This window comes from Bacillus sp. JJ1521 (genome assembly GCF_036965165.1).
In the GTDB taxonomy this organism is placed as follows: domain Bacteria; phylum Bacillota; class Bacilli; order Bacillales; family Bacillaceae_L; genus Ferdinandcohnia.
Genome location: NZ_JBALOX010000013.1, coordinates 1 through 494 on the forward strand (window position 1 = coordinate 1; position 494 = coordinate 494).

The 494-nt window shown below is 35.6% G+C and carries 1 protein-coding gene; it reads right to left on the bottom strand.

The window, feature by feature from the left end:
- A partial coding sequence (locus V7147_RS02840) for a RecX family transcriptional regulator (RefSeq protein ID WP_335366349.1) occupies positions 1 to 440 on the bottom strand: 440 nt, incomplete at its 3' end.
- Between the last annotated feature and the right edge of the window lie 54 nt (positions 441 to 494).

Sequence of the window (494 nt, forward strand, 5' to 3'; positions counted from 1 at the left end):
TCAATTCCTTTTTCAAAAAGTTCTTGTTTAATTACCTCAGGTCCCTTTGTCGTTGTATTGATTTGGGTTCGGACATAGGCTTTTGCAAATTCCTCATCATTTACATATTTATAATCAGCAAGCTTATGTAAGACATCCGGAATAATGGGGTCATCTACTTCCTTCTTCTTAAGATAATCGATGACTTCCTTCGTCGATCGCATTCGATATGATAAAAAATTCAGTGCCGAATTAAAAGCCTTTTTTACTTCATCTTCAAATTGGATTTCCGTTATATCGAGGTCATCCAATTCCATACCTTTTTTCAGCTGAAAGGATATCAGGATATCTTGATCGACGCTAAATGCATATTCCTCGCCATTGCCATTGCCGTAATCAAGAAATATATTGAATCGTTCCGTATTTTTCTTTTGAGTTGTGATTTTCGCTATTATCGCCATTTGAATTACACCTCGTCTTAATTCTAGCATAAGAAGATCAAATACGTCTTGACG